Genomic DNA, 21027 nt, shown 5'->3' on the forward strand with positions numbered 1-21027 from the left:
TCGCCGCCCAATGCTTCATACGGGCCGACGCTTGATGCGCCAGACTGTGCCGACGAATTCTGAAGGATCATTCGCGACGCTGCGGAGTGAAAATCCCGCGCGCCGCAATGGTCCTGAAGCTTCCGGTCCGGCAAGGCGCGAGAGACGGCGTTTCGGCCTTCCCCTCACCCCCGAATCAGGTGGACCGTCGCGTCACCCGGCGGCGCGATACGCGCCCACGGTGAATCGCGCCCGCCGCCGCCAAGAGTTAAGACATGCCCAACAAGATGTTGATCGATGCCACCCACCCGGAAGAGACCCGGGTCGTCGTGGTCCGCGGCAATCGCGTCGAAGAGTTTGATTTCGAGACCGCGCAACGCAAGCAACTGCGCGGGAATATCTACCTCGCCAAGGTCACAAGGGTCGAACCCTCGCTCCAGGCCGCCTTCGTCGAATATGGCGGCAACCGCCACGGCTTCCTCGCCTTCAGCGAAATCCATCCCGACTATTACCAGATCCCGGTCGCCGACCGGCAGGCGCTGATCGAGGCCGAGGAACAGGCTCATCGCGAAGCCGAGGAAGAGAGCGAGAACCGCTCGCACGGCCGCCGCCGCTCGCGCCACCGCAACGCCCGCCGCCGTGGTCATGGCGAGCGCGTGCGCAGCGACATCGTCGAGGGTCTCGACGCCGGTGCCGATCCCACCGCCCAGCCGGTCGAGGGCGCGCCCCTGCCGGAGTACACCGAAGGCGCGCCGCTCGAAGGCGAGCATCTGCACACCGAGGCGGAGCAGCACGGCGAGCACGATCACCACGAGCACGATCACGACGACCACGGGCACGACGACCATCATCACGCCCATGACGATGATCACCATCACGATCATGATGACCATGGTCATGACGACGAACACGATCATCACGACCACGATCATGCCGACGAGGCGCCCGCGCCCGTCGCCGCGGTTGGCGCAGAACCCGTCGTGGCCAGCGAGCCCGTTGTCGAGCCGCAAGAGGCCGAAACCGTCGGAGCAGACGCCTCCGAAGCGCACGCCGAGGCTCTCGCCGAAGCCGTGACGTCAGCCGCCGAGCCGGCCGATGCCGTCTACGCCGCCGGCGAAAGCATTGAAGCGCCGCATGCCGATGCCGGCCAAGCCGGTGAAGAAGACGACGATGACGAGGACGGCGAGGAAGCCGAAGAGGAAGTCGTCGAATCCGTCGGCGGCGACGACGTGCTGGAGGAAGTGCCGGAGCGCACCTTCCGCCCGCGCCGCCAGTACAAGATCCAGGAAGTCATCAAGCGCCGCCAGGTGATGCTGGTGCAGGTCGTCAAGGAAGAGCGTGGCAACAAGGGCGCCGCACTGACGACCTATCTGTCGCTCGCCGGCCGCTATGCCGTGTTGATGCCGAACACCGCGCGCGGCGGCGGCATCAGCCGCAAGATCACCAGCGCCCAGGATCGTTCCCGCCTGAAGGAAGTGGTGCAGGATCTCGACGTGCCCGAGGGCATGGGCATCATCTTGCGCACAGCCGGCGCCGCCCGGACCAAGCCCGAGATCAAACGCGACTTCGAATATCTGATCCGGATGTGGGAGACGGTGCGCGACCTGACGCTGAAGTCGCAGGCCCCGACCCTGGTCTACGAGGAAGGCTCGCTGATCAAGCGCTCGCTGCGCGACCTCTACAACAAGGAGATCGACGAGATTCAGGTCGCCGGCGAGTCCGGCTACCGTGAAGCGCGCGACTTCATGAAGATGCTGATGCCCGCCAATGTCAGCGCGGTGAAGCAATATCGTGACGGTCAGCCGTTGTTCTCGCGCATGGGCGTCGAGAGCCAGCTCGACGCGATGTTCTCGCCGACCGTGCAACTGCGCTCCGGCGGCTACATCGTGATCAATCAGACCGAGGCGCTGGTCTCGATCGACGTCAATTCCGGACGATCGACGCGCGAGCACCATATCGAGGACACCGCGCTCAAGACCAACCTGGAGGCGGCCGAAGAGGTCGCCCGCCAGCTCCGCTTGCGCGACCTCGCCGGCCTGATCGTCATCGACTTCATCGACATGGACGAGAAGCGCAACAACCGTGCGGTCGAGCGCAAGCTGTCCGACTGCCTCAGGCAGGATCGCGCGCGCATCCAGGTCGGACGCATCTCGCATTTCGGCCTGCTCGAAATGTCGCGCCAGCGCATCCGCGCCAGCGTGCTCGAGAGCTCGACCGATCCGTGCCCGCATTGCGGTGGCACCGGCCATGTCCGCTCGGTGTCCTCGGTGGCGCTCCAACTGCTGCGCGGCCTCGAAGAGATCCTGATGAAGGGCGCGACCCACAATCTGGTGGTCCGCACCCGCACCGACGTCGCGCTCTATGTGCTGAACCACAAGCGCGGCCATCTGCGCGATCTCGAGAACGGCTTCAAGGTCACGCTGTCGGTCATTGCCGATCAATCTGTCAGCGGCCCCCAGGCTTACGTGATCGACCGCGGTGAGCAGGTGCATACGCTGGAAGCCGCCAAGGCGCTGCTTGCGGCGCAGGCAGCTGCGAGCCCGCCGCCTCTGGCCGAAGAGGCCTACGACGATGAGGACGGCTTCGACATCGAGACCGAATCCGAGGTCGAGACCGAAGAGAGCGAAGGTCTCGCCGAGGAGCAGGCATCCGGCGAGGCCACGCCCGATCAGGACGGCCAGCGCCGCAAGCGCCGCCGCCGTCGGCGCGGCCGCGGTGGCCCGCGCGAGGGCGAGTTGCGCGAGGATAGCGCCCCCACCCTTCCCGAGGCGGCCGTAGCGGCCGGCGAAGGTGAGGACGATGCCGAGTCCGAGCAGGACGGCGAGGAAGGCGAGGAACAAGCAGTCCGTGGCGAGCAGCAGGGCAGCGGTGAGCGCCGGCGCCGGCGCGGTCGCCGCGGCGGACGCCGCCGTCGCGGTGGCGGCGAGGAAGGTCTTGCCGGCTCGATCGGCGACGAGCTCGGCACCAATCAGCCATCGGAAGCTGCCGACGCGGTTGCCGATTTCGACAGCTTCGGCAATGAGGCTGCGCCCCCGATTGCGCAGGCCGAGCACGGCGCTGAGCCGCAAGTCTCGCAGCCGGAGCCGCGCGCCGAGGTGCAGACCGAGGTGCCTACCCAGCCCGAACCCGTTGCCGCGGAGGAAGAGCCCACCGAGGACAAGGCCGCACGCCGCCGCTCCACGGTGCGCGAGAAGGTGAGCTTCCTGTCAAGCAGCCCGAGCGAGCCGGCAACGCCGGTTACGCAGGCGGCCGAGCCGGTCGCCCCGCCCGCACCGGCACCTGAACCCGCGCCCCAAGCGGCAACCGAAACGCCCGCCGCCCCGCGCCGCGCCGGCTGGTGGTCCCGCCGCTTCGGCGGCGGCGAATAAAGCGGAACATCCAGACGCAAAACGCCCGGCACCCGCCGGGCGTTTTTGTTTCGTCATTGTCCCGATGTGCTAAGCCGTTTTCGCAATCTGAAAGGGGACCGGCATTGTCAGAGCTTTGCGATTCCAGCGCCGTCGAGCTGCGCCGCCTGTTGGCCGCCCGGGCGATCTCACCTGTCGAGTTGCTCGACGCCTGTCTGTCCCGCATCGCCGCCATCAATCCCGCCGTCAACGCCGTCGTGACGCAGGACGAGCCGGGCGCACGTGCGGCGGCCAAAGCGGCGGAAGCTGCCATCTTCCGTGGCGAGGACCGCGGCGCCTTGCACGGGCTCCCCGTTCTGATCAAGGACACCCAGGACACCGCCGGGATGCGCTCCACCTATGGCAGCCCGCTGCTGAAGGATAACGTCCCGGCGGCCGATCAGGGCTCGGTCGCGCGCCTGCGCGCCGCCGGCGCCGTCATCTTCGGCAAGACCAACACGCCGGAATGGGCGGCGGGCGGCAACACCCGCAATCCCGTGTTCGGCGCGACCGGCAATCCCTTCGATCCCATGCGCTCGGCGGCCGGCTCCTCCGGCGGCTCGGCGGTGGCCCTTGCCTGCGGCATGGCCCCGCTCGCCTCGGGCTCCGACACCGGCGGCTCCTTGCGCAATCCGGCAGGCTTTTGCGGCATCGTCGGCATGCGCCCCTCCTACGGCCTCGTGGCCAGCGAAAAGCGTGCGTTCGGCTGGTCCAATTTGTCGACCGACGGGCCGATGGCGCGCAACGTCGCCGACACCGCGCTGATGCTGTCGGTGATGGCGAGCGATGATGCCCGCGATCCGCTTGCCTATACGCTGCCCGGTGAGGTGGTGCGCGCTCGCGCCGAACGCTGGGCCGCCCCGCGCCCCGCAGAGCTCGGCAAGCTGCGCCTCGCCTTCACCGAGGATTTTGGCTTCGCCCCGACCGAGCAGGCGATCCGGCGCGTGTTCCGCGCCCGCGTGAAAAAGCTCGCGCCGCTGTTCGCAGAATCCCGCGAAGCAGCCCCGGATTGCTCCGGCGCCGACGATGCCTTTGCCGTGCTGCGCGCAGGCATGTTCCTGGCGACCCACGGCAAGAACTACAAAGAACGTCCCGAGATGCTCGGCCCCAATGTCCGCGCCAATGTCGAGGAAGGGCTCGGCTACACGCTCGAAGACCACGCGCGGGCCTCGACGACGCAGACGCGGATCTATCGCGCCTATCAAAGCTTCTTCGAAACCTGCGACGTGCTGATCAGCCCGACCATCACGCTCAGCCCGCGGCCGTGGTCGGAGCCTCATCCTGCGGAGATCGACGGCGCGCCGACCAGATCCTACTTCCACTGGCTCGCGCTCGCCTACGCCGTCACGCTTGCAGGTCATCCCGCCATCAGCATTCCGCTCGGCATCGATGAAGCCGGACTGCCGTTCGGCCTCCAGATCGTCGGTCCGCGCGGCGGCGATGCCATCGTGCTCTCGGTTGCCGCGGGCATTGAGGCCGCGTTCGCGGGCGATGCGAAATTGTGCCGGCCGGTCCCCGACCTGGCGCGGCTTGCCGCAGCGCCCCCGCTGTCGGCCGCCGCCGGCTTCCTCACTTGGGAATAACGTTGGGAACGCCCCGGCCCGACAGGAGAAGTCTTCCGATGCAAAGCGCAATCGTTCTCGGCGGCGGCATGATCGGTGTCAGCGCCGCACTGCACCTCCGGCAGCGCGGCTGGGCCGTCACGCTCGTCGATCGCAGGGAACCGGGTCGCGAGACCAGTTACGGCAATGCCGGGATGATCCAGGCCGAAGCGGTCCGCCCCTATCCGATGCCGCGCGACCTCGCGACGCTCCTGAAGATCGCGACAGGCCGCACCAACGACGTGCGCTACAGCCTGTCGTCGCTTCATCGCCATATCGAGCCTCTGCTCCGCTACTGGTGGCACTCGGCGCCGAAACGGCATCGCGAGGCCATCGACGCGTGGGCGCGACTGATCGCCTATGCGACTTCGGAACACGACATCCTCATTCGCGAAGCTCATGCCGACAATCTCATCCGCCGCGCCGGTTATCGTATGCTTCATCGCGATGCCGCTTCATTCGATCTGGCGATCAAGACTGCGGAGGAAGATCGACGCGAATTCGGCGTGAATTTTCGTGTGCTCTCCGGCAGTGAGCTTGCCAAAGCCGAGCCGATCCTGCGCGACGATCTTCCCGGCGCGATCCATTGGCTCGATACCTGGACCGTCTCCGATCCCGGCGCGCTGGTCACGGCCTATGCCGAGCTGTTCGAGCGCCTCGGCGGCACTATCGTGCTCGGCGATGCGCAGTCGCTGCAACAGACCACAACCGGCTGGTCGGTCGACACGGACCAGGGCCGCCTCGATGCCGCCCACGCCGTCGTGACGCTCGGGCCGTGGTCGCCCGACCTTCTCCATAAATTCGGCTATCGGATTCCGCTGGTGCGCAAGCGCGGCTACCACATGCATTACAGTGGCGGCGCATCGCTGGACTTGCCCCTCGTCGACAAGGGCGGCGGCTACGCCATGGGTCCGATGGCGAAGGGAATCCGCATCACCACCGGCGCGGAATTGACCGGCATGGACGCGCTCGCCACGCCGGTCCAGCTCGCCAGCGCAGAAGCCTCCGCGCGCGAGCTGATTGACCTCGGCAAGCGCGCCGAGCCGGATCCGTGGTTCGGCACCCGCCCCTGCACGCCCGACATGCTGCCGGTGCTCGGGCAAGCTCCGCGTCATCCCGGCCTCTGGATGAATTTCGGCCACGGCCACCAGGGATTTACCCTGGGACCCGCGACCGGCCGCCTGCTCGCCGAGATCATGAGCGGCGAGACGCCGGCGATTGATCCGCTGCCATATCGGCCGGAGCGGTTCTAGGCCCAAAGCAAAAGGGCTGATCGAATCTCGATCAGCCCTCTTATCTCGAAGCCTGTCGGATGCAGCCTGCAGCTCAGTCCGTCGTGATCGCCGTCTCCATGTCGGTCGGATCGATCCGCTTGGCGAGGTTGGCGTTCAGCTTGTCGCGGTCGAGCTCACCCTCCCACCAGGCGACGATCACGCAGGCGACGCCGTTGCCGCACAGATTGGTCAGCGCGCGGCACTCGCTCATGAACTTGTCGATGCCGAGCACGATCGCCATGCCCGGCACGAGGCGCGGATCGACGACGGCAAGCGTCGCCGCCAGCGTAATGAAGCCCGCGCCGGTGATGCCGGAGGCGCCCTTCGACGTCAGCATCGCCACGACCAGAATGGTCAATTGCTGGGTGAAGCTGAGATCGTAGCCGAGCGCCTGTGCGATGAAGAGCGTCGCCAGCGTCATGTAGATGTTGGTGCCGTCGAGATTGAACGAGTAACCGGTAGGCACCACGAGGCCGACCACCGACTTGGAGCAGCCGAGCCGCTCCAGCTTCTCCATCAGGGACGGCAGCGCACTTTCCGAGGACGAGGTGCCGAGCACGATCAGCAGCTCGTCCTTGATGTAGGCCAGGAACTTGAAGATCGAGAACCCTGCCAGGCGCGCGATGATGCCGAGCACGACGAAGATGAACAGCGCCGCGGTGACGTAGAACGTGGCGATCAGTCCCATCAGATTAAGAATCGCGCCGGTGCCGAACTTTCCGATCGTATAGGCCATCGCGCCGAACGCGCCGATCGGTGCTGCACGCATCACGATGGAGATGACGCCGAACACGGCGTGGGCGGCGTCGTCGATGAAGCTGCGGATGGTGTGGCCGCGCTCGCCGAGGCTCATGATCGCGAAGCCGAACAGCACCGAGAACAGCAGCACCTGGAGGATTTCGCCTTGCGCGAAGGCCCCGACAACCGTGTCGGGAATGATGTGCAGCACGAAGTCGACGGACTTCTGACCGGCGGCCTGCTTGGCGTAATTGGCAACGGCCGCCTCGTTGGCCGCCCCACTGCCGAAGCCCGCGCCCGGCTTCACCAGATTGCCGATGATCAGTCCGATCACCAGGGCGAAGGTCGAGACGATCTCGAAATACACCAGCGCCTTGACGCCGATGCGGCCGACCTTCTTGGCATCCTGGATGTGAGCGATTCCGGAGACGACGGTGCAGAAGATGATCGGGGCGATCACCATCTTGATCAGCTTGATGAAGCCGTCGCCGAGTGCCTTGATCCATTCGTTGGTGGCGATTGTCGGCCAGAGCCAGCCGACAATGGCGCCGAGCACGATGGCGATCAGCACCTGGACATAGAGAACCTTGTACCACGGCTTTGCTGCGGGCCGCGCGATCGGCGCCCCCGCCATCGTTGTCGTCGTCATCGTTTCACTCCCCCTCAAACGCCAGGCCAGCCAAGATCAACTTGGCCGGCCCTGTCAATTGGAACCGCGAACTCTTTGCGCGTTTTACCGGCGGCGTTCGATCAGTCTTCGGGCTGCCGGCATCAACGTCGCGCCAAGCGCGTTCTTGACCAGCGAAGCCGCAACGAACGGCACGATGCCGACCTGCCAGGCCTTCGCAACGCCCAGCCCGAGGCCGAACGCCAGCCAGCCGAACCCGGCGGCCAGAATGACGACATGGCCAACAGCCATTGCTGCAAACAGCAGCGCCACACTGCGATCCCAGCCGCGCTCGGCGAGCCAGCCGGTCACGAAAGCGGCCGCGATGAAACCGAACAGATAGCCCGCGGTCGGGCCAATCAGCGGAGCAATTCCACCCACCGGTCCGGCAAATACCGGCGCGCCAAGTGCGCCCTCGGCGAGGTAGGCGATCATGGTTGCGCTGCCAAGACGCCAGCCATAGGCCGCGCCGATCATCAGCACCACCAACGTCTGCAACGTCATGGGCACATAGCGCAGCGGCAGGCTGACCTTGGCTGATAGCGCCATCAACGCGGTGCCCAGCGCAATCAGCACGACGGCACGCACTGCGCCGACGGCTTCGCCCGGCCGGGTCGGCCACATCAATGCGGCGAGAGAAAAATGTGGCACAGCAGCGGTCGGGGCAGATCGGTGGTCAGACAAGATGAACTCCGGAGGTGGTCGAAAACTGGCGGCTATTTAAGCCAGTGAGCGATCCGGTCAACTGCCTCGCGCATCTCCCCGGGCGAACGTGCATAGGAAAGACGAATGAACGACCGGCCGTGAACGGGATCGAAATCGAGGCCGGGCGTAGCCGCAACGCGTGCCTGTTCCAGCATCTGCTTGGCGAACTCGAAACTGTCGGAGGTGAAGTCCGAGACGTCGGCATAGAGATAAAATGCACCATCGGCCGGCAGGAACTTGGCTAGGCCGGCTTTCGGCAATCCCTCGATCAAAATCCGCCGGTTTTCCTGATAGCCGTGCTTGATCGCCTCCATCTCGGCAGCGCCGTTGAAGGCGGCCTCAGCCGCGATCTGCGACAGCGACGGCACCGAGATCGACAGGTTCTGCTGCAGCCGCTCGATGGGGCGCACCAGGATTTCGGGTACGACCATCCAGCCGACGCGCCAGCCCGTCATGCAAAAATATTTGGAGAACGAGTTGATCACGAGTGCGTGCCCGGAGAGCGCGGCCGCGGTGACGGCCGGAAACGCATAATCGAGCCCATGATAGATTTCGTCCGAGATGAAGCGGATGCCCGCGTCTTCGGCGGCCGCAATCAGGCCGGCGAGCGCTTCGCGTGACATCATCGTCCCCGTCGGATTGGCGGGGCTGCCGACCAGTACGCCCTTCAGCGGCGCCTTGCGATGGGCCGCGAGCAACGCCTCGCCAGTGAGTGCATGGCGTGTCTCGTTCGTGGTCTCGATCAGCACCGGCTCGCAACCGAGCGCGGTGAGGATATGACGGTAGGGCGGATAACCCGGCACCGTCACGGCGACGCGGTCGCCAAGCTCGAACATCGACAGGAAGGCCAGGATGAACCCGCCGGAAGAGCCGGTCGTCACCACGATGCGCTCAGGGCTGACGTCGCAGCCATAGGCATCGCGATAATGGCGCGCGATGCGCGCGCGCAGGGAGGGGATGCCCAGCGCGGAGGTATAATCGATCCGCCCGACCTCGAGCGCGGTGTGGGCGGCGGCAATCGCGGTCCTGGGCGCCGCGGCCGCGGGCTGGCCAACCTCCATATGGATGACATGCCCCCCGGCGGCCTCGATTCGAGCCGCCGCGGCCATGACGTCCATCACCATGAAGGGGGGAACATCGCTGCGGCGGGAGGGCGCGAGCCACTGCCCCAACCGGTTCCTTAAAGTCGCATCGTGCATCGATTTCTGCTATTTCGCTGGCGGGCCGGTGCATCCGGTCCGGGAAACGGGGCACTTGCGCCCCAGACTGGCCGCATTGTACGGCTCATAAGGGGAACGGCTCATTAGGGCATATCGCGTATCCGGTCCGCCGCCAATCGCCAAAACCAATCACGAAACTGCTGTCCAGACCGTTTGACCAAGACCGTTTGATGTCGCTCCAGATCGCATTGCGCAAGAAGGCTTTCGCCCTCACCGCCCTTGTCACGGCTGCGGCGATCGCGCTGACGCCGTTCCCCGCCGCGCACGCGCAAGCCAAAGGGCCGCCGGTCCTGCGCGACACCGAGACCGAGCAGTTGCTGCGCGAATACACGCGCCCGATCCTGCGCGCTGCGGGTCTGGAGAAGCAGAACATCCAGATGGTGATCCTCAACGACAGCTCGTTCAACGCGTTCGTCGCCGATGGCCGCCGCATCTTCGTCAATTACGGCGCGATCCTTCAATCGGAGACGCCGAACCAGATCATCGGCGTGCTCGCGCACGAGACCGGACACCTGGCCGGCGGCCATCTGTCCAAGCTGCGCGAGCAACTCGCCGCCGCCCAGACCCAGATGATCATCGCAATGCTGCTCGGAGCCGGCGCGATCGCCGCGGGCAGCACCCAGCGCAGCAGTGCAGGCAACAACGGGCTCGCCAATGCCGGCGCCGCCGCGATCTCGGCTCCGCAGGAGGTGATCCGCCGGTCGCTGCTGTCCTATCAGCGCCAGCAGGAGGAGAACGCCGACCGCGCCGGTGTGAAATTCCTGACCGCGACCCAGCAATCGCCGAAGGGCATGTACGAGACTTTCAAGCGCTTCACCAGCGAAAGCCTGTTCGCCGCGCGCGGCGCCGATCCCTATCTCCAGTCGCATCCGATGCCGGCCGAGCGCGTTGCCGCGCTCCAGGACTTCGCAAGCTCGAGCCCCTACTGGAACAAGAAGGACGATCCCGCGCTCCAGCTTCGCCACGACATGGTTCGCGCCAAAATATCCGCCTTCATGGAGCGGCCCGAGACGGTGTATCGCCGCTATCCGCTGTCGAACGACAGCATGCCGGCGCGCTATGCCCGCGCCATCAGCACCTATCTGCACGGCGACTTGCGCAGCGCCCTCACCCAGATCGACGCGCTGATCCAGGTTCAGCCGAACAACCCGTACTTTTACGAGGTGCGTGGCCAGGCCCTGCTGGAAAGCGGCAAGCCGGCCGAGGCGATCCCTGCCCTGCGTAAGGCTGTCGCACTCTCGAACAATTCACCCCTCATCGAGATGTTACTTGGGCAGGCTCTGGTTGGAACCGATAATAAGGCCTACACGGACGACGCCGTTCGGATTCTCCGCGCCGCGGTGGCGCGGGAGCCCGAGGCCGTCCTTGGTTATAGCCAGCTCGCGATGGCCTATGGCCGGAAGGGAGATTATGCCGAGGCGGATCTCGCATCGGCACAGGCCGCTTACTTGCGCGGCGACAACAAGACCGCCCGCGAGCTCGCCACGCGCGCGAAAACCCGTTTTGCCGTCGGCACGCCCGGATGGGTCAAGGCCGACGACATCGTGGCGGCCAAGCCGCCGCGCAACTAGAGCATGATCCGGAAAAGTGCGAAGCGGTTCTCCGATAAGATCATGCCTTAAACGAAGACCTCGAGTGCGCCGATGATTCAATGGAATCTCATCGCACTTTAGCGAAAAAACAAGAACGACGCCTGACACCACGACGTCACGACACCGAGCTTTGAGTCCGCCGGGACGTATTCGAAACCTGCTTTGGATAAGAGGATTTGCCTATGCCTTCGCTGCGCCTGCTTGCTCCTGCGTTGTTTGCGCTCGCCATGTTCGGCGCAGCCGTGCCTGCGTCGGCCGACAGCTTCTCCGATACCCAGCGCACCGACATCGAGACGATCATCAAGAACTACCTCGTCAGCCATCCCGAGGTGCTCGAGGAAGCCATGGCCGAGCTCAGCAAGCGCCAGGCCGCGGCTGAAGCGCAGAAGCACGAGGCCAGCGTTGCGCAAAACGCCGATGCGATCTTCAACTCGCCGCATCAGGTCGTGCTCGGCAACAAGGAGGGCGACGTCACCTTCGTCGAGTTCTTCGACTACAATTGCGGCTACTGCAAGCGCGCGATGGACGACATGCTCAGCCTCATGAAGAGCGATCCGAAGCTGAAGGTCGTGCTGAAGGAGTTTCCGGTGCTGAGCCAGGGCTCGGTCGAAGCGGCGCAGGTCGCGGTCGCCGTGCGCATGCAGGATCCTACCGGCAAGAAATATCTCGACTTCCATCAGAAGCTGCTGGGTGGCCGCGGCGCCGCCGACAAGGCGCGCGCGCTTCAAGCGGCCAAGGAAGCCGGCCTCGACACCGCGAAGATCGAGAAGGACATCGCCAGCGCCGAGGTGCGCGCCACCATCGAGGAGAACTTCAAGCTCGCCGAAGCGATGGGAATGAACGGCACGCCGAGCTATGTGATCGGCAAGCAGATCGTGGTCGGCGCCGTCGGCGTCGAAGGCCTCCGGGAGAAGATCGGCATTGCCCGCTGCGGCAAGGCGACTTGTTGAAAAAGGCGATTTGTTCAGAAAGGCGACCTGCTGATCAGGGATTTTACAACTCACGCATGCGTTGAGGCCGGCTGAAAAGCCGGCCTTTTTCGTGGAACGAAACCTTGCACGAAACCCGGCACAAATCCGACGCGCGCATTCATCTTGCGTTTAACAAACAAAAGCCGCGGAACCGCGCATGTTCAGGAACAACTCAAATCTCCTTTCGTTGTCGGCGCGGGCAATGACGCAAAGAAACACGTGAGGAGAATTCGATGTTGAACCGCTTTATGATCTCGGTCGCCGCAATCGCCCTCGTCGCGGGCGCCGGTCTGGCGAACGCACAAGACAAGGGCCGCGACAGCGGCGCCGGCTCGCAGCAGATGCAGCATTCGCAGCAGTCGGGCGGCGCCTCCGAGCGCGGCTCGATGGGCCGCGATTCCATGAGCCATGAGAAGGGCACCGTTGGCCAGGCCGGCGGCTCCAGCAGCATGAAGTCCGATCGGGCGTCCGAAGACAAGTCAGGCGCGATGAAGGACGAGCACTCGGGCGGCGCAATGAACAAGAACGCGGCCGAGGACAAGGCTGGTGCGACCAAGGGCCAGCGCACCGACGAACGCGCGCAGGGTCAGATGGACAAGTCCCAGCAGGACAAGTCCAAGAGCATGAGCCAGGACACCAGCAAGTCCGGCGCGAAGGACCAGAAGGACATGAAGGCTGAGGGCAGCAAGAGCGGCACCTCGACCAACAACGCCGAGAACCAGAAGGGCACCGGCACGAGCACCAACAAGAACGCTCAGGGCCAGACCGGGACGAGCACCAACCAGAACGCCCAGGGCCAGACCGGCACGAGCAGCACCCAGAACGCGCAGGGTAGCACCTCGTCCTCGACCACGGTCGGCCAGGCCGGCGCGGCCGCAAAGCTCTCGACCGAGCAGCGGACCCAGATCACGTCCGTGATCCGAGAGGAGCACGTGCGGCCTGTGACCAACGTGAACTTCTCGATTTCGGTCGGCACCCGCATTCCGCGTGAGGGCATCGAGCTGCATGCCCTGCCGTCGCGGGTCGTGACGATCTATCCGGAGTGGCGCACGTACAAGTACGTCCTGGTCAAGGAAGAGATCGTGATCATCAATCCGGACACCTACGAAATCGTGGCTGTCCTGAACGTTTAAGGCCGGACACCGGCAAGTTGAGGGGGCGGGCAGCAATGCCCGCCCCTTTGCGGTTGGCCGGCAGCCATGGTTCGGACTGGTTAACAAGCAATTTCCGTGGTTTCCACACAGCTTTTTGCGCACTGGATGAGGTCCTTGAACCCGCCCCTGAGGCCTTCAAGGCTTCCCCTGACGCGCTTTGTTACCTATAACCCCGCCCACCCGAAGCCCCTCTTTGCGGGATTGGAATGGCCGAACCAGCAACCGACACGATCCTCGTCCTGAACGGGCCGAACCTCAACATGTTGGGGACGCGCGAGCCGGAGAAGTATGGCCATGCGACCTTGGCCGACGTCGAGGCGCTGTGCCGGGAGACCGCGGCGACCTTCGGTCTCAGGGCCGATTGCCGGCAGTCCAACCGCGAGGGCGAGCTGATCGACTTCATTCACGAGGCGCATCGCCGCAAGATGAAGGGCATCATCATCAATGCCGGCGGCTATTCGCACACTTCGATCGCGCTGCACGACGCGCTGCTTGCGGTTCAGATCCCGACGGTCGAGGTGCATGTGACCAACATCCACGCCCGCGAGAGCTTTCGTCACCACTCCTACACCGCACGCGCGGCCTTCGCCTCGCTCTGCGGTTTCGGCATCGAGGGCTACCGCCTCGCCATCCAGGGCCTTGCCGCCAAGCTTGCCATCAAGCCCAAAGCCTGAATCTCCTCATCAAACAGAACATTCGGATCAAACAACATGGCGCGCCAGCCAGACGACAAAGCAGCCGCAAAGTTTTCCAGCGAGGATTCCGCGCTCGTCCGCGAGCTCGCTTTGCTGCTCGATGAGACCAGTCTCAGCGAGATCGAGATCGAACGTGCGGGCCTGCGCCTGCGCGTCGCCCGCAATATCAGCGTTGCTGCGACCATGCCGATGCCGATGGCCGCTACTCCCGCCGCCCTGCCGGTCGCCCCCGTCGCAGCGGCCGGGCCCGACCTGTCGAAGCATCCTGGCGCGGTCAGCTCGCCGATGGTCGGCACCGTCTATTGGGCGCCGGAGCCCGGCGCCAAGCCGTTCATCGAGGTCGGAGCCAAGGTCTCGGTCGGACAGACGCTGCTGATCATCGAAGCCATGAAGACCATGAACCAGATCCCCTCGCCGCGCGCCGGCACGGTGACGCAGATCTTGGTCGAGGACGGCCAGCCGGTCGAGTACGGTGAGCCGCTCGTCATCATTGAGTGAGGGATTGGCGAATAGCGGGTAGCGAATAGTTACTCTTCTCCATTCGCCATTCGTTATTCCCCACTCGCCCCCCGAGGCACCATGTTCGACAAGATCCTCATAGCCAATCGCGGCGAGATCGCCCTTCGCATCCTCAGAGCGTGCAAGGAGCTCGGGATCGCCACCGTCGCCGTGCACTCCACGGCTGACGCCGACGCCATGCATGTGCGCCTGTCGGACGAGAGCGTTTGCATCGGACCGCCGGCGTCCAAGGACAGCTATCTCAACGTGCCCGCGCTGCTCGCGGCCTGTGAGATCACCGGCGCCGACGCCGTGCACCCCGGCTACGGCTTCCTGTCGGAGAATGCGCGCTTCGCGGAAATCCTGTCCGAGCACAATCTGCATTTCATCGGCCCCAAGGCCGAGCACATCCGCCTGATGGGCGACAAGATCGAAGCCAAGAAGACCGCCAAGAAGCTCGGCATCCCCGTGGTGCCCGGCTCCGACGGCGCGGTCGGCCCCGACGACGATGCCCTGGCAATCGCAAGGAAGATCGGCTTTCCCGTGCTGGTGAAGGCGGCGGCCGGCGGCGGCGGCCGCGGCATGAAGGTCGCCCACAGCGAGGCTGATCTCCAGTTGGCGCTGTCGACGGCGGCCAACGAGGCCAAATCCGCCTTTGGCGATGCCTCCGTCTATCTGGAAAAATACCTCCAGAAGCCGCGCCACATCGAAATCCAGATTCTCGGCGACGGCCGCGGCGGCGCGATCCATCTCGGCGAGCGCGACTGCTCGCTGCAACGCCGCCACCAGAAGGTCTGGGAGGAAGGTCCCTCGCCCGTGCTCGCCGCAGCCGCGCGGGCCAAGATCGGCGAGACCTGCGCGAAGGCGATGCGCGAGATGAAATATCTCGGCGTCGGCACCATCGAATTCCTGTTCGAGGACGGCGAATTCTACTTCATCGAGATGAACACCCGCATCCAGGTCGAACACCCCGTCACCGAGAGCATTACCGACATCGACCTCGTGCTGGAGCAGATCCGCATCGCCGCCGGCGGTGACCTGCCGGCCAAGCAGGAAGAGGTCCAGGTCATCGGCCACGCGATCGAGTGCCGCATCAACGCCGAGAATCCCCAGACCTTCCGCCCCTCGCCCGGGCGCATACTGCAATACCATCCGCCCGGTGGACTCGGGGTGCGCATCGATTCCGCCGTCTACCAGGGCTACACGATCCCGCCCTATTATGATTCCCTGGTCGGCAAGCTGATCGTGCACGGCAAGACCCGCGCCGAATGCCTGATGCGGCTCCGCCGGGCGCTGGACGAGATGGTGGTGGAAGGGATCGAGACCACGCTGCCGCTGTTCCGCGCCTTGGTGCGCGAGGACGATATCATCAACGGCGACTACCATATCCACTGGCTGGAACAGTACTTAGCCGGCAAGATGGAGCCTGCCCCGCGATAAATCCACTTGGCCGTGGAACCCTTTGGGCCCCATTACGTTCTGGACGCGGGGATAGTTCCAAGGGGGCGTCTTGACTTCCGTTAGATGTGACAAAGAGAGGCCGTCGTGACGGCCAAGGCCCAACGACGGCGGGCATTTTGGCAGATCCTGCTGATTGCGGCGGGACTTCTGGTGCTGACCGTGATCAGCGCCGGCTCGGTCTATCTCGTCAACAAGGCGCGGGAAGACGGCAAATGGGTGATCCATACCATCGAGGCGGAGAGCCAGATCAACGCCTTGCTGCTCGAGATCCGTCGTGCGGAGAGCAGCGCTCGCGGCTTTCTCCTGACGCGGGGACCGGATTTCCAATCGGATCATGACAAAGCCGTCGCGGCGATCATTCCGGCGCTCGACAAGCTCACGCGCCAGATTGGTGACAATCCGGCGCAACGCGACAGCATCGAGAAGCTGAGCGCGGCAATCGAGACCCGGCTCGACCAGTTCTCGCGCGAGATGACGTTCGTGAAGGAGGGCCAACCCGACAACGCCACGGCGCTGATCCGCGAGGCCGCGGCTGGTAATACCACGACCACGATCAGCAACCTGGCCAATGCGATGATCCGCGAGGAGGAGCGGCTGTTCCGGGTCCGAACGGCAAATTCCGACCAGAGTCAGACCCTCGCTGCATCGATGACCGGCATCGGCTCCGGACTCGTCGTGCTGCTGGCCATGATCTCGACTTGGCTGGTGCGGCGCTCGGCCCGCGCCCGTGACGAGGCCGAAGCGCGCCTGCGCGATGCCAACGTCAATCTGGAATCCGTCGTCGATGAACGCACGGCGGACCTGCGCGAGGCCAACGACGAGATCCAGCGCTTTGCCTATATCGTCAGCCACGATCTGCGCTCGCCGCTCGTCAACATCATGGGCTTCACCAGCGAGCTCGATGAGCTCGGCGGCGACATCTTCCGCCGCATCGGCAGCCTCGCCCGTGTCCCTGCGGACGGTGCATCGCTGGCCCCCGCCGGGCCCGGCGAGATCGAGCTCGAAGGTCCGGACAAGCAGCTCCAGGAGGACTTCTCCGAAGCGCTCGGCTTCATCAAGACGTCGATCGCCAAGATGGACCGGCTGATCTCGGCGATCCTCAACCTCACCCGCGAGGGCCGGCGTGAATTCCAGCCGGTCAAGGTCGACACAACGGAGCTGATCGAGGCCATCGTGTCGACGCTGGCGCACCAGGCGGCCGAGGCACAGGCCGAGATCCACCTCGAGCCCCTGCCAAATGTCGTGAGCGACCGACTCGCGCTCGAGCAGATCTTCTCCAACCTGATCGACAATGCGATCAAATATCTGAAGCGCGGCGTGCCCGGAGAGATCAGAATCCGCGGGCGGACCAAGCTCGGTTACGCTATCTTCGAGATCAGCGACAACGGCCGGGGGATCGATCCGAAAGATCATCAGCGGATCTTCGAGCTGTTCCGCCGCGCCGGAACCCAGGACAAGCCCGGCCAGGGCATTGGTCTTGCGCATGTGCGTGCACTTGTGCGTCGCCTCGGCGGCACCATGTCGGTATCGTCGGAACTGAACGCGGGCAGCACCTTCACGATCACGCTGCCGATCGCCTGGAACGTGAGCAACCGGAACAGAGATCGATGACCCAGCCTGTCACCATCATCATGATCGAGGACGACGAGGGCCACGCCCGCCTGATCGAGCGCAACATCCGCCGCTCGGGAGTCAACAACGAGATCGTCTCGTTCGCCAACGGCACCGATGCGATGCAGCACCTGTTCGGCGCCGACGGCAGCGGCCTCGTGCAGAAGGGCAATGCGCTTCTGATCCTGCTCGACCTCAACCTGCCCGACATGACCGGGATCGACATCCTGAGGCAGATCAAGGAAAACAAATATCTGAAGGCTTCGCCCGTGGTGGTGTTGACCACCACCGACGATTCCCAGGAAATCAAGCGCTGCTACGAGCTCGGCTGCAACGTCTACATCACCAAGCCCGTCAACTACGAGAATTTCGCCAATGCCATCCGGCAGCTCGGCCTGTTCTTCTCGGTCATCCAGGTTCCGCCCGCCGCACCATGAACCAGCGCACGCCAACCCTGCTCTACATCGACGACGACGGCGCGCTGGCGCGCCTGGTCGAACGCGGCCTGACGCGGCGCGGCTACAGGGTCATCCATGCCGCGAGCGGCGAGGAAGGTCTGGAGCGCATCCGCCGCGCGGGTGCCGAGGGCGGCATCGACGTGGTGGCGCTCGACCAGTACATGCCCGGCCTCGACGGGCTGGAGACGCTCGAGCAGATCATGGCGATCCCCGACGCGCCGCCGGTCGTGTTCGTCACGGCCTCGCAGGATTCCAACATCGCCGTCACCGCACTGAAGGCCGGTGCGGCCGATTATCTCGTCAAGGACGTCACGGGCGATTTCATCCCCCTGCTCCACGTCGCAACCGAGAGCGCGCTGCGCCAGGCCGAATTGCAGAAAGCGCGCGAGGACGCCGAAGCCGAGATTCATGCCTCGCGCGACCGCTACGCGGCTCTTGCCGCCGAACGCGAGCTGCTGCTGCGCGAGGTCAATCACCGCGTCGGCAATTCGCTCCAGATCATCGCCTCTCTGCTGCACCTTCAGGCAAGCTCGGCTGTACAGGACGAGGTCAAGGCGGCGCTGACCAATGCGATGGGCCGGGTCGCCGCGGTCGCGCAAGTGCACCGACGCCTCTACACCTCGCAGGACCTGAAGAGCGTGGTCCTGAACCAGTATCTGGATTCTCTTCTCGAGGATCTCCGCCGCTCGGCCGAAGGCAACCGGATGTCGCGCCTGACGCTGAAGGCCGAGCCGATCGAGATCGATCCGGACCGCGCGGTCGCCGTCGGCATCATCGTCAACGAGCTGGTGATGAACGCAGTGAAATACGCCTATCCCGACGGCGCCGGCCCGATCCATGTCGAGCTGACCTCGCATGGCGACGATCTCCTGCTGTCGATCACCGACAACGGCGTCGGCGACGCCGTCAAGGCCGATCCGCGCTCCACCGGCATGGGCCAGCGCATCGTCGCCGCCATGGCCGCCAAGCTCGACGCCTCGGTCGAGCGCGATCCCACCCATTCCGGAACCCGGATCGTGCTGAAGTTCGGTCGCGTGCCCGCAAGCCCGGGCAAGACCAGCACCGCTGCCGCCGGCTGACCTCGCGCTGCGCACCCATCGCAACCGCATCGCGATCCTGCTATGATCGCGAACCATGACTTCGCGCGACTCCGCTCCATCTGAAATCACCCCGGCCGTGCTGCTGCGCGCCTATGCCTGCGGCATCTTTCCGATGGCGGAAAGCGCCGACGATCCGACCCTGTTCTGGGTCGAGCCGGAATTTCGCGGCGTCATCCCCCTCGACGGATTTCGCGTCGCCTCGCGGCTTGCGCGCACGGTGCGCTCGGACGTGTTTCGCGTCACCGTCAACACCGCGTTCAAGGCGACGATCGCAGGCTGCGCCGCGCCGCAGACCGGGCGCGAGGACACCTGGATCAACAAGCGCATCCGTGACCTCTATGGCGGCCTGTACCAACTCGGCCATTGCCATAGCGTCGAGGCATGGCAGGGCGACGATCTCGTCGGCGGGCTGTACGGCGTCAGCTTAGGGCGCGCCTTTTTCGGCGAGAGCATGTTCCACACTGCGCGCGATGCCTCGAAGGTCGCGCTGGTGCATCTGGTCGCGCGGCTCATTTACGGCGGGTTCGAGCTGCTCGACACGCAATATGTCACCGAGCATTTGAAGAGCTTTGGCGCTGTCGAGATCTCGCGGCGGCGCTACACCGCGCTGCTAGACAAGGCGCTGGCCGGCGAGCCCGGCGATTTCCTGAGACTCTCCCCCGGCGAGGCCATCCCGGGCTCACGCGCGCTCGAGATCATCGCCTCGCGGCGATAGTCGATCGCCGGCTTAGCGGCCGAAGCCGGGGATTTGGCCTAGCGGCCAAACCCAGGGATACCGAACAGACCCGGCCGCTGCTCCGGCGGCGGAGGCGGCGGTGGTGCCGGTTGCTGCTGCTGGATCGGCGGCAGAGGCTGCGGCGGACGCTGCTGCACCTGCTTCGGTGCGGCCTTCTTCTGCGCAGGCGGCGGCGGAGGCGGCGGCTTGGTCGCGGGATCCGGCGCTGCGGTCGCAACGGTCTGCTGCGGCTCTTTGCAGTCGGTCAGCCAGATGTCGTAGATCGGGTGCTCGACGCCGTGCAGGCCCGGGCTTGCCGCGTACATCCAGCCCGAAAAGATGCGCTTCACCTCGCCCTGCAAGGTGATCTCGTCGACCTCGACGAAGGCGTCGGTATTGGTGGCCTCCGTCGCCGGCCGCGTGTAGCAGGCGTCGGTCTTGACCCTGAGCGCGCCGAACTGGACGGTCTCGCCGATCTCCTCGTCGAAATTGATGATGCGTCCGGTGATCTTGTCGAGGCCGGAGAAGGTCGCCTTCTTGTTCACGATCTTCTGGGCCGGCGGCTCGGTGACGACCTCGTCGCCCGGCTGCAGGCTTGCCGGGGTCTGCGGCACGGCGCCCGGAGCGCCCTTCTGCTGCGGCTGACGACCGGGTGCGCCCGGCTGGGCGCCGCCTGGCGGCGCGACCGCGACGGGCGGCTGGTTCGGCGGCGCGACGGTGGAGCCCGGCGGCGGCGCCAGCGGCTGGGTCTCGACCGGTCCCGGCATCACATTGCCCTGGCGGCCCGGGGGCGGAGGCATCGGGCGCGACGGCAGCACGCGGCCCTGCGGCGGCAGCTCCGGCACCTCTTCGTCATCGTCCGGGATCTGCTGCGGCTGCGGTTGGCCGCGCGGAATATTGCCGGGCGGCCGCAGCGGCGGCGGATCGGAAAAGATCGTGCCGATTTGCGCCTGAGCCGGCATCGCAACCGTCAGCGCGGTGGCGGCCAAAAGCGCCGCAAGACCTGTCAGGGTAATGGTTCGAAACATCTCGCGCGGCTTCAACAGCGAATCGGGCTTGTTGGACATTTTACAGGGGTTACCGCCGCTCGCAGGCCATCCGGTTAACACGGCGAATACGGCGGGGGAAGGGCGGCATCCCTGCCCTTCCCGGCCCCATCTGGCCAGACCGGCGCCCGAATGGGATAGTCAAACACCCCCGCC

At 65.3% G+C, this 21027-nt stretch carries 17 protein-coding genes; 13 read left to right on the plus strand and 4 right to left on the minus strand.

Going from position 1 to position 21027, the window contains the following annotated elements; genetic code table 11:
• Positions 1-254 precede the first annotated feature (254 nt).
• From UNPA324_RS02110 to UNPA324_RS02120, 3 genes are all read left to right on the plus strand, one after another.
• Complete coding sequence (locus UNPA324_RS02110) at positions 255-3347, plus strand: Rne/Rng family ribonuclease (protein WP_128921993.1); 3093 nt, start codon at positions 255-257, stop codon at positions 3345-3347.
• A 104-nt stretch (positions 3348-3451) separates the two neighbouring features.
• Positions 3452-4948, plus strand: a complete 1497-nt coding sequence (locus UNPA324_RS02115) for an amidase (RefSeq protein ID WP_141933217.1) — start codon at positions 3452-3454, stop codon at positions 4946-4948.
• 38 nt (positions 4949-4986) lie between these two features.
• A complete protein-coding gene (locus UNPA324_RS02120) occupies positions 4987-6219 on the plus strand; it encodes an NAD(P)/FAD-dependent oxidoreductase (RefSeq protein WP_141933219.1) in 1233 nt (410 codons plus the stop codon).
• 73 nt (positions 6220-6292) lie between these two features.
• Here UNPA324_RS02120 and UNPA324_RS02125 read toward each other — a convergent pair whose 3' ends face one another.
• The 3 genes from UNPA324_RS02125 to UNPA324_RS02135 all read right to left on the minus strand — a co-directional run bounded on the left by UNPA324_RS02125 (position 6293) and on the right by UNPA324_RS02135 (position 9549).
• A complete protein-coding gene (locus UNPA324_RS02125; protein ID WP_128921996.1) occupies positions 6293-7627 on the minus strand; it encodes a dicarboxylate/amino acid:cation symporter in 1335 nt (444 codons plus the stop codon).
• 84 nt (positions 7628-7711) lie between these two features.
• Entirely contained in the window at positions 7712-8269 is a 558-nt protein-coding gene (locus UNPA324_RS02130; RefSeq protein WP_128922029.1) for a biotin transporter BioY, read from the minus strand.
• 92 nt (positions 8270-8361) lie between these two features.
• Complete coding sequence (locus UNPA324_RS02135) at positions 8362-9549, minus strand: pyridoxal phosphate-dependent aminotransferase (RefSeq protein ID WP_141933221.1); 1188 nt, start codon at positions 9547-9549, stop codon at positions 8362-8364.
• A 191-nt stretch (positions 9550-9740) separates the two neighbouring features.
• On the opposite strand from UNPA324_RS02135, the gene UNPA324_RS02140 reads away from it, so the two are divergent.
• The 10 genes from UNPA324_RS02140 to aat all read left to right on the plus strand — a co-directional run bounded on the left by UNPA324_RS02140 (position 9741) and on the right by aat (position 19825).
• A complete protein-coding gene (locus tag UNPA324_RS02140) occupies positions 9741-11141 on the plus strand; it encodes a M48 family metalloprotease (RefSeq protein ID WP_141933225.1) in 1401 nt (466 codons plus the stop codon).
• Positions 11142-11344: 203 nt separating this feature from the next.
• A complete protein-coding gene (locus UNPA324_RS02145; RefSeq protein WP_141933227.1) occupies positions 11345-12112 on the plus strand; it encodes a DsbA family protein in 768 nt (255 codons plus the stop codon).
• Between the two features lie 254 nt (positions 12113-12366).
• Positions 12367-13266 (plus strand): DUF1236 domain-containing protein, encoded by a 900-nt coding sequence (locus tag UNPA324_RS02150; RefSeq protein WP_141933230.1) that lies wholly within the window; start codon positions 12367-12369, stop codon positions 13264-13266.
• A 227-nt stretch (positions 13267-13493) separates the two neighbouring features.
• Positions 13494-13961 carry a type II 3-dehydroquinate dehydratase gene (gene aroQ, locus UNPA324_RS02155; protein WP_128922001.1) on the plus strand — a complete coding sequence of 156 codons (468 nt, stop codon included), beginning with the start codon at positions 13494-13496 and terminating at the stop codon, positions 13959-13961.
• Between the two features lie 36 nt (positions 13962-13997).
• A complete protein-coding gene (gene accB, locus UNPA324_RS02160; RefSeq protein ID WP_141933232.1) occupies positions 13998-14480 on the plus strand; it encodes an acetyl-CoA carboxylase biotin carboxyl carrier protein in 483 nt (160 codons plus the stop codon).
• Positions 14481-14561: 81 nt separating this feature from the next.
• Complete coding sequence (gene accC / locus UNPA324_RS02165; protein ID WP_141933235.1) at positions 14562-15920, plus strand: acetyl-CoA carboxylase biotin carboxylase subunit; 1359 nt, start codon at positions 14562-14564, stop codon at positions 15918-15920.
• 105 nt (positions 15921-16025) lie between these two features.
• Positions 16026-17552 carry a sensor histidine kinase gene (locus UNPA324_RS02170; protein WP_141933238.1) on the plus strand — a complete coding sequence of 509 codons (1527 nt, stop codon included), beginning with the start codon at positions 16026-16028 and terminating at the stop codon, positions 17550-17552.
• A complete protein-coding gene (locus UNPA324_RS02175; RefSeq protein WP_128922005.1) occupies positions 17549-17989 on the plus strand; it encodes a response regulator in 441 nt (146 codons plus the stop codon). The genes UNPA324_RS02170 and UNPA324_RS02175 overlap by 4 nt, the downstream gene beginning before the upstream one ends.
• Positions 17986-19089 (plus strand): sensor histidine kinase, encoded by a 1104-nt coding sequence (locus tag UNPA324_RS02180; protein WP_141933242.1) that lies wholly within the window; start codon positions 17986-17988, stop codon positions 19087-19089. Before UNPA324_RS02175 ends, UNPA324_RS02180 begins: the two co-directional genes overlap by 4 nt.
• 55 nt (positions 19090-19144) lie before the next feature.
• A complete protein-coding gene (gene aat / locus UNPA324_RS02185; protein WP_128922007.1) occupies positions 19145-19825 on the plus strand; it encodes a leucyl/phenylalanyl-tRNA--protein transferase in 681 nt (226 codons plus the stop codon).
• Between the two features lie 38 nt (positions 19826-19863).
• Here aat and UNPA324_RS02190 read toward each other — a convergent pair whose 3' ends face one another.
• The gene (locus tag UNPA324_RS02190; protein WP_181769262.1) at positions 19864-20892 is read right to left on the minus strand and encodes a DUF2155 domain-containing protein; all 1029 of its coding nucleotides are present in this window, start codon (positions 20890-20892) and stop codon (positions 19864-19866) included.
• Positions 20893-21027: the final 135 nt, after the last annotated feature.

This window comes from Bradyrhizobium sp. UNPA324, assembly GCF_006658635.1.
Classification (GTDB): domain Bacteria; phylum Pseudomonadota; class Alphaproteobacteria; order Rhizobiales; family Xanthobacteraceae; genus Bradyrhizobium; species Bradyrhizobium nanningense.